Raw genomic sequence first — 8,846 nt, 5'->3', positions numbered from 1 at the left:
CACGACCCGGCACCCTACACCGAACACCCTGCCGCACAGTCAGATTCGCTCAGACATTGCCCGCTGTCAGCAAACTCCCAAAGTTAACGGCATTGGCACCAAACCCGGGGTGATTCAACGACGACGGCCCCGTCTGGGCAGCAGTTGCGCTTGCCGTTGGATCTTCACTGTGACTACAGCCGAATCAACCGCAGCGCCCATGCAGATCTCACAGACCCGATTGTTATTCTAGCCCGTTTTGTCGCAAGAGATTTCGGTGAAGCACGCGGATGGCCGCACTGGCTGATCAAAGCTGTCGGACACGGGTTGGTCGTCGTGCTGTCGCGTCATGTCCCCGGCGAGAAAGTCCACTATTCCGAGCTCGCGATCATCGTCCGCCATCACGGGCGCGTCGTAGAAGTCCTCAATCACCTCGTGCTGCTGGATGACAACCGCGTCCCTGCGTTCGACACGTGGCTGGATCGCAAGCTCGACGGCATCACGCCCGGAATCGGCCGCGAAGTCGAGCACTGGGCGCGGGCGCTGCAACACGGTGGCCGCCGCACCCGGCACCGCGGCCTGCACACCGGGCGGGCCTACCTCAACTCCATCCGACCCGCCCTGCTCGACTGGTCCAGCCGCTACGACAACCTGCGAGAAGTGACCCGCGACGACATCCTCAACATCGTAAATACCTTGCGCGGCAGCCGGCGTCGTCACACGATGTCTGCCCTTCGGTCCCTATTCACCGCCAAGAAGACCGGCATCGTCTTCCGCAACCCGACCGACCGCATTCCGTTCGGACGCAATACCTACACCGTCTTGCAGCCCCTGCCCCGCAGCGCGATCACCGAAGCAGCCAACGCCGCCACCACACCAGCTGCCCAGCTCACTCTCGCCCTCGCCGCAATCCACGCCGCCCGCACCACCGACATCGGCCGGCTCAAACTCGACGACATCGACCTCGGCAACCGGAAACTCACCATCTCCGGCCGCACCCGTCCTCTCGACGACCTCACCCGTCGGGCCTTGACCGAATGGCTGGCCTACCGCCACACGCACTGCCCCGGCACCGCCAACCCCCACGTCCTGATCAACCGCGTCACCCCGTCCGCGACATCCCCGCCGGGCGAGTCTGGATCACCAAGGCATTCTGGGGACTCACCGCGACCGCCTCCACAGCGACCGCCAACTTGAAGAATCACTCACCCACGGCCCCGACCCACTTCACCTGACCGCCGCGTTCGGCATCAGCCCCGGCACCGCCATCCGCTATGCGGCCGCCGCCCGCGAACTGCTCACCACACCCGCCGAACTCCACCAGGACCCCTAAACCAACACGAACTTGAGCACTACCCTCGGCCTGGAAGCCTTGCGACCCCTTGAGTTCCCACTGAAACTCCTTCACTTCCGCTGAACTCCGGGCTTTCGGATCGTGCCGTAGTGATGCCCACGCCGTAGCGCGAAGTCGTCGAGTAATCCCGAGATCGGGATTAGTGGAGGATTAGTGGACGACTTCGCCTTTCGCAAGGGCAAGGATTACGGTTCTTATGGTCGATATGCACACGCATCGGCCGGTGGACCTGTTGCGGGACAGGCTGAACGACACGTTCGCCGAGTGGTTGCGTGCCCATCCCGGTGCCACGGTGATCTGCCGCGACCGTGCGGGCGGGTATGCCGAAGGCGCCAGGCGGGGCGCGCCGGACGCCATCCAGGTCGCCGACCGCTTCCACCTGCTCTACAACCTCACCGGCGCAGTCGACCGGGTGGTACGCGCCCACCGCAAGTGCTTGCACGATCAGCCTGCCACCGAGGCCGTCGCCCAGCCCGTGCCACCGCCGAAGGCCGTCGATGGGTATCGGGCAGAGCTGACTCGTCAGCGGTGGGCCGAAGTGCATGCGTTGTGGGACAAAGGAATCGGCACCACCGCAATCAGCAGGGCGCTCAACCTCGACGGAAAGACGGTGCGTCGCTACGCCCTGGCGGCCAACGCGGACGAACTGCTGACCCAACTGCCCCGATGCCGCAGCTCGCTCGACCAGCACACCGCCTACCTGGCCGGGCGCTGGCAGGAAGGCTGCACGAACGCCGCGATTCTTGCCGCTGAACTGCGCGAACGCGGATACAAGGGCAGCGAACGCCAGGTGCGCCGTCTGCTGCACACCTGGCGGGCCGGCACCACACCACCGATAGCCGCACCCAAACCGCGGCAGGTCACCGGCTGGATCATCCGCCCGGCCGTCCACCGCACCGAACCCGAAAAGGCCGATCTGGCACGGATTCTGGACCGCTGCCCGGTTCTCCGCACCGTCGATCAGTTGGTCAGCGACTTCGGCGGGATGCTTCGTCACCGACGCGGCCAGCACCTCGACGCCTGGATCGCCGCAGCCCAGACCAGCGACGTCACCCAGCTCCAAGGGTTCGCCGCCAGGCTACTCAAGGACTATGACGCGGTCCGCAACGGACTCACCCTCCCCTGGAGCAGCGGCGCTGTCGAGGGAACTGTCACGAAACTGAAGGCGGTCAAAAGAGCCATCTACGGCAGGGCCAACTTCGACCTTCTCCGACGCCGCAAGCTGCTCGACGGCTGACCCGAACATCAACGCCACCAACAACTTTGTGCCAGAGCCACTTCCACATGGCCATTGACAGAATGGATTGTCTTCCAGGCCGAGACCGCCATCATCAGGCATCCCGCTCATCTCCCTCCTGACAAGACGCATTGCCCATCAGCCGCGCTCATGGAGTGGTGCGACTGGTACAAACAATGCCCGACTGCATTCCCGGTTGAACTACCTGACCCGGCCGAATACGAAGCCGCGTACTACTCTCAACAATCGCCAAGCCACCGGCGCTGGTCTGAAACCGAAGCCGGTCCCTCACCCGCGACGGTTCACCACCCGCGTGGCAACCCACAGTGTCGCCCACCATGATTAGAACGATCGTGTGATCGCCAGACAGCACGACAACAGCGAAACCACCCGGACCGGCCTCGGGCGGCCCGCAATGAATCCCCGCCGCGTACCACGACACCCAGCCATCGAAAACAAAGCCAGGACCTTAAAACGCAAGTTCAGTTTGGGTGGTCCAGGGTGAGACTGCCCTGGGCCACCCAACCTAAGAACTTGCACTTTCATCGAGGAGTGCTCTAAAAGACGACGTGCAGAGGGCCAAAGGAACGATGGGAAAAGGCCCGGAAGTGCGGCGCTTCCTTTGTTGGATCGAGACGCACATTTGGAATACGGCTCATCAACGCTTTCAAGGACTCTCGCATTTCAAGCCTCGCGAGCCACATACCGAGACAAACCCGGGGACCGATGCCGAATGCAAGATGATCGGCTGGCGACTTTCGATTCAAATCGATCAAATGCGGGCAAGCATAATGGTCGGGGTCTCGATTGACGGCTGCGTGAACCAGGCAGATCAGGTCATCCTTTTTGACCACTGTATCTCCGATCGACACATCTCGATTAGCAACTCTGAACCGCCACTGGACAGATCCTAGGAAGCGCAGAGTTTCTTCGACAAACGTATTAAGAGTGCCTTCCTGGTCGCGCGACACTGCTTCACGGAGCGACGGTTCGGAAATGAAGAGATAAAACACATTCGCAAGGGCGTTTGTGGTAGTTTCTCCTGCGGCGAGCTCGATATTTCTTACAATCGAGATCACTTCGTCCACACCGACCGGCCCATAGTATTCCGGTGCTTGAGTCCATATTTGGCTGATGAAGTCGGTACCCGGTCTATTCCTTCGCTCGATGACGAGTGGACGATAGATATTGTTCAGTTCGTCGGACGCAAGTTTTGCTTTCCGGGTGAATTCCTCGCCCGTGTAACCCATGCCCACCCAAGTCACGATATCTTTGTGCCAGCTGCCGAGGTCAGCGATGAAACCGTCGTCCTTCCAAGGAAGCCCGAACATTGACGCCATGATTCGCGTGGTCACCACTTCGGAAAATTCGCTGACCAGCTCGGCGTTGCCTTTTTCGGCGAAACGATCAATAGCGTTATTGATGACCGGGACGACGTGCTCCTCACGATATTTAGGCATGCGCGAAGGGCCGAGGAGCTTGAGGTAGAGCCGACGCATACGAGCGTGCTCCTCTCCGAGCAACGAGCCAACGCCCACCCTGCCGCCCTTAATTTCGTACAGCAGAGGCGGTGCGTCAGCAGCCACGATCCGATATGTACCCTCGTCGGATTCGACTGCCTTGCATAGGTCGTAGCTCAACGCGAGCCAGCAATTCATCCCGGCGTCCCAAATGATAGGACCCCTCTTCCGCAGTGCCTCATATGCAGGAAACGGATCATTGTCGGCCAGCGAGAGGATCGACCATTCTGCCGACGGCGGAGAGATTTGTAGGGCACTCACGAGGAATTCCTTTTCTGAAGAAAGAATGCTTCGTTAACCCGAGCTAAACGCAGACATTTGTCGCGCGTCCATAAAGCCCTAGATTGCTTGCAGCTAGAACGCCAAGAACCTACAGCTTGTCGGCACTCAGGGCGATTCCGAAAGACGGCTTTGCAGCTTGCGCCTGCCAAAGTGGAGATAAAATGCTGCAAGCAAAGCCGTTGAGCTCACGGATTTGAGCGCTCTTCGGAATGCTCAAACCCGTGCAGCTTAAATGACAGATATCAAAGCTCAACAGTGGGCAATTTTTCGGGTGAAATCTCCGACAAGAATTCACCACCGCGCGGGGTAACTCTAATAACCTCTTCCGTTTCGAACACACCGCCGGCGGCCACAAGCTTGGGTTCTACGTGAAGAATCATGTCCTCCTGAATGAGTTCCGTAGACCCAGGCATCAACGATGGAGGCTCAGTACCAATAACGCCTGACCCATGTCCAACACGTCCTGCGCCGGGTGTCAGGCCAGGGCCTACTACATTTCGCGTAGTCCAGATTTCATGGAAAAGTGCGAAGGCATCGCCACCGGTCATTCCGGGGCGAATTCCTTCCGCCACGCGAAGTGTCACGCCTCTGACGAATTTGTAGAGCTCCTCCTGTTCAGGGGTTGCTTTGCCTACCTTGGTCACGCGGTTCAAGTCACTCCTTGAGTCGCCGCGGCGGGCGCCGATGTCGACCCATATGAAGTCGTCTCGTTGTAGTTTGTAGTCAGTGTTCGGTTGAGTAGGGCTTTTTACACTCTGCTGGAAGCGGACCGGGAGCCAATCAACGCTATCTGCGCCTAGTGCAATCAGGCGTTGTTTGAGCAGCTGCCCGTATTCATATTCTGTAATTCCGAGACGGAGGTCCTCCAACCCACCGAAATAGGCATCGGTCGCAATTTTGCTAACCGTTCGCTTCGCCTCAATTTCGTGTTCGGTCTTAATCGTGCGCTGGCGCCAAATCAGATCGGCAGCGTCTGTGAGACGAAAGTTGTTCGGCTCGCTGCGCAGAGAATCCGTCAATGCGATCGATCCGCGACCACGCATGTCCGGCCCGTAGTCGAAGCCAATATCGGATCCGGACGGTAGCCCATTCAAGCAACTTTCCACGCTTTCCAGGGCGGCATCGATAAATCCATCATAGAATACCTCCTTCACATTCGAATTCCGACCACAATATTCATTGTGCCCTTCGATTGGACTCATCACGATCGAAACCTCAGGCTTGTCGCGCCTAATGATTCCGAACATCGGTCGTGAATTGGCCGCCCACAAAAGAGTCCTGAATCCCGTATAGTACACGAAATTCACCTCAGAGGTAATGATCAGCGCGTCTAGCTGCCCCCTCGCCATATTGTCTTTCAACTGAGCAATCCGGGCGTTTATCTCGGACTCTCCTGGCCAAGCCGGATTTATTGTCGACATCATTGCCTCTCAGCAGGTTGAGTTGGCGCCTATTCCCAGGGCTGACGACGGGCGCCGGGGGAAATGTGAATGTATACCCTGCGGGTTAGTTACCCTGTGACCTCTTGTGGGGTATTACCAGCCTAAGTCGCGGCCACCTCGTTCGTACATGACCAACACGACACCCCTCAGTTCTGGATTGGTACTGCTCAAATGAAGTAGGGACACCCCCCTGTGCGAGTGGGGAAGGCAGGGTTCGTCGGGGTGGCCGTGTCGTTCGTGGAGTCAGATCCGAGTGTCGCAGTACCTGCGCGATATCGGCCAAGCTTTGGCCCTGGCGCAGCATTTCGGTGACCACCCGGTGGCGCAGCTGGTGCCCGCCGACAGGTGCGTGCTCCGACGCGACGGCAGGCGCAGTAGACGATGTTGAGGATCGTGCTGGGGGTGGACCGGTTGCGGCGGGGTATATAACGTCAATCTCACCTTCGGGCCAGAGCAGCACGGCCGATCCTGGCGCAGATGCTCCGCGACAGCCGCACTCACCGGAAACGTTAATAGGAGTCGATCCAGCCGTCGCGCCTTGTCGCGCACCGCGACTTCCCCTTGCCGTCAGTCGATATCGCGGAGTTGCAGGGCTGGGCCTCGCCGCTCCACAACCCAACCGGGCCAGCAGAATCAATACTGCGTAGTCGCGGCGTCCGCTCACCGTCGACCGATCACAGCTTTCGAGCACAGCATCGACCTCGGCAACACTGGGACCACTGGGTAGCTAGCCGGGTGCCCCACCACACCGTGACCGGCGGCATCGCTGCGCCGAGATCGACATCGAGCCGACGCCGCGGATACAGAAAGCGCAACAATGCACGCAGGTTGGCGGCCTCTCGTTTCGCCGACTCCACCACCAACCGCGCCCCGGCCACCAGCAGATAGGCGTTGACCTCACCGCCGATCAGGTCCTCGTCACCGACATCGCAGCGCACCCGTGAATACCGTTGCACCAGAAGCCGCTTCGCGACCCACTCGTGCCGTAGAACCGTGGTCGCCGTCAAGCCGCGTTCATCGAGCAAATGCTGACGATAGTCAGTCAGCAACCGATCCCGTGCGGTCACCGCCGCGGCGCCGCAGCTGCGATCACACCTTGCCAGCAGACACGCCGGCAGCACCGCCTCGATCGCCCTCGTGGGGACCCTGCGCTGCCCCGAGCGAGGGCAGCAGCGAAGAACTGTAAGACCACTGTTGACGTGAGGTCCTGCGCAGCCATATCGGCCCTGGTCATCCACCGATTCAACTGCCTCATGAGCTTCAGCTATTGGGCGATCACACCGGGTTTGTGTCCCCGCATCTACAGTCCTCGCTTGAACCCAGCAGCGAACTTCACCAGCGGGTCCTCACTGGCTATCCATCCAGTCGTCCCGATCGTTGCTCCTCCCCGACGCGGAAACACCCTGCCTCCGCAACCAAAGAGTGCGACGCCCGAACTTACACCGAGCAAAAACCGGCACTCCGAACCAATTACCCAGCACGACAACAACTCCCACCTCACCCCGCTAGACATAGGGATAATCCACGCCTCGAGATAAGATGAGTAATCCCGATAGCGGGATTACTGGATGACTTAAGTGTTCGCCGGTGACGCATTTATAGGACGATCGAAGAGCCGGGACTTCAGCGGAAGTGAAGGAGTTTCAGTGGGAACTCAAGGGCGGACCTCAACCCTAGAGATCAACAGCGTCACCCAACCCGCCGGGGATACCATCGGCGCAGGTAAAAAATCTAGGCGCTACCCGGCATCGAAATGGGGCGAGAATGGCGTGAAATCCGACCATGCATTAGTTCACATTCGCGCAATCGACGGATATGCACGTGCGCCTCAACATTAGCTTCGATATTTAGGGCTGCCAGTGATCATGTACTCGGAAAGCATCGAGCGCGGCGTGGATAGCCGCTTGCATAGTGGCATCCCGTTCCTCGCCGCGCCGACAGCAGGCTGCAATTTCCACGACCAAGACCTCGCCTTCGATGGGCCGCCAGGAAACGCGCCCGAGCCGACCGGCGTCGGTCCTGGAAATGAACGTGATTGCATGGCCGGACGACAGCCCTGATTCGACCATAAGCGCCCGGCGTCCCTTTTCACACTGTTTTACCTTGTGTGGTCGGAACCCATTTTCCCTGCAGGTCGCAAGAATGTGGTCGTACAGTCCGGGTGCAGCACTGCGGGAGGTCATGAGAAGCGTCTGGCCTGTCAAGTCCGCGAGCCGGATCGGTTGCTCGCCCGCGAGTGGGTGCTCCGGAGACGTGGCGACGCCGAAGACCTTCCTCAGTGGAGGCGATACCCAAAGACCCTGTGTGTCGATGGGAAGGCACAGCAGTCCAAGATCGATGCGGCCGACGAGAAGGTCTTTGTGTTGATCGGCCGTTGAGGCCTCCGACCAGTCGAGATTGATGTGTGCCGCAGCCAGCCGAGCCCGCAGTGTACGCAGGACCTCGGGGGATGTTGTACTCACGAATGCTGCGCGCAATGTCTGGTCGACCCCGGCTGGCAGGGCCATCGCTTCGACGGTGGCGTCGAAGGCTCGAAGGGTCTCCCTTGCAAGCGGTAGCAATTTGCGGCCGTGAGATGTGAGCTGGACTGCCCTGTTCGTACGGGTGAAGAGCTGAACGCCAAGCTCGTCTTCGAGGTCTGTGATGCGCTTCGACAGGGGGGGACGGCTCATGTACAGCCGACTTGCGGCACGGCCGAAGTGCAGTTCCTCGGCGACGGCCATAAAGTACCGCAGGTGCCGAATGTCCACCCGCCGAAGGATACCACGTCGGAAACGATGGGTGCACCCTATGAGCTCCTAACAGGTTCGCTGAGCTGGGATCGGGTTCTCTTGCAGTGCAGGATGTTTCGGTGTGGCAGCACCTTAGCCTCAATACCGTTCAGTTAGCGAGTTCGACGGTATGGTATCGGCGTGCCTCGTGGTGGATGGGTGAAGTCGGCGTCGGATCGTCGATTGTCGGATTTGGTGTCGGTGGGGTTGTTGACCAGGGTTTTTCCTGCTGATGTGGTCGATGAGGTGATCGCTGAGGCG

Annotated in this window: 7 protein-coding genes and 1 pseudogene; 3 read left to right on the top strand and 5 right to left on the bottom strand. The window is 59.8% G+C overall.

Features of this window, described 5'->3' with window-relative positions:
- The first annotated feature begins 150 nt into the window (after positions 1–150).
- The gene (locus ACFXN1_RS50580) at positions 151–1,176 is read left to right on the top strand and encodes a hypothetical protein (protein WP_379446283.1); all 1,026 of its coding nucleotides are present in this window, start codon (positions 151–153) and stop codon (positions 1,174–1,176) included.
- A gap of 4 nt (positions 1,177–1,180) precedes the next feature.
- Here the strand turns inward: ACFXN1_RS50580 and ACFXN1_RS50575 are convergent, their stop codons facing one another.
- Positions 1,181–1,387 carry a hypothetical protein gene (locus ACFXN1_RS50575; RefSeq protein ID WP_379446284.1) on the bottom strand — a complete coding sequence of 69 codons (207 nt, stop codon included), beginning with the start codon at positions 1,385–1,387 and terminating at the stop codon, positions 1,181–1,183.
- A 130-nt stretch (positions 1,388–1,517) separates the two neighbouring features.
- Here ACFXN1_RS50575 and ACFXN1_RS50570 point away from each other — a divergent pair, with 130 nt between their 5' ends.
- Positions 1,518–2,570, top strand: coding sequence for an ISL3 family transposase (locus tag ACFXN1_RS50570; protein WP_379446290.1), 1,053 nt, complete (start codon positions 1,518–1,520; stop codon positions 2,568–2,570).
- 557 nt (positions 2,571–3,127) lie between these two features.
- Here the strand turns inward: ACFXN1_RS50570 and ACFXN1_RS50565 are convergent.
- From ACFXN1_RS50565 to ACFXN1_RS50550, 4 genes are all read right to left on the bottom strand, one after another.
- Entirely contained in the window at positions 3,128–4,351 is a 1,224-nt protein-coding gene (locus ACFXN1_RS50565) for a cytochrome P450 (RefSeq protein WP_379446285.1), read from the bottom strand.
- Between the two features lie 263 nt (positions 4,352–4,614).
- Positions 4,615–5,733 (bottom strand): M24 family metallopeptidase, encoded by a 1,119-nt coding sequence (locus ACFXN1_RS50560; protein ID WP_379446286.1) that lies wholly within the window; start codon positions 5,731–5,733, stop codon positions 4,615–4,617.
- Between the two features lie 755 nt (positions 5,734–6,488).
- A complete protein-coding gene (locus ACFXN1_RS50555) occupies positions 6,489–6,839 on the bottom strand; it encodes a hypothetical protein (RefSeq protein ID WP_379446287.1) in 351 nt (116 codons plus the stop codon).
- Positions 6,840–7,661: 822 nt separating this feature from the next.
- Positions 7,662–8,564: a LysR family transcriptional regulator gene (locus tag ACFXN1_RS50550; RefSeq protein ID WP_379446288.1), complete on the bottom strand. Its 903-nt coding sequence runs from the start codon at positions 8,562–8,564 to the stop codon at positions 7,662–7,664.
- Between the two features lie 162 nt (positions 8,565–8,726).
- Here ACFXN1_RS50550 and ACFXN1_RS50545 point away from each other — a divergent pair.
- A pseudogene (locus ACFXN1_RS50545) lies at positions 8,727–8,846 on the top strand (IS4 family transposase); the annotation flags it as partial.

Source organism: Nocardia sp. NPDC059154 (assembly GCF_042755705.1).
GTDB lineage: Bacteria > Actinomycetota > Actinomycetes > Mycobacteriales > Mycobacteriaceae > Nocardia.
Note: the sequence above shows the minus strand (reverse complement) of the source record. Positions and strands in the feature narration are given on the sequence as shown.